1 pseudogene is annotated in these 251 nt (G+C 73.3%); it reads right to left on the minus strand.

Going from position 1 to position 251, the window contains the following annotated elements:
• Positions 1-251, minus strand: a pseudogene (locus AC0IY0_RS28880) (glycosyltransferase family 4 protein); the annotation flags it as partial.

Below are 251 nucleotides of genomic sequence, written 5' to 3' on the forward strand. Positions count from 1 at the left end.
TGGGGCCCGCGAAGGTCAGCGGCAGCCCGGCCGCCCGGGCGGCGTCGAGGGCCAGGTGCAGCCCCTTCTCGGGCACGATCCGGCCCGACCAGAACGCGAAGGGCGGAGCGTCGGGAGTCTCGGAAGACGCGAAGGTCGAGAGGTCGACGCCGTTGTCGACCACCTGCGCGCCGGGCACGTGCGATTGCCATTCCTGGGCGAGCGACGGCGACACGGCCAGGAAGGCCATGTCGGGGTCGGCCTGCACCACC

The sequence above is a fragment of the Methylobacterium sp. AC315 genome (assembly GCF_979253755.1).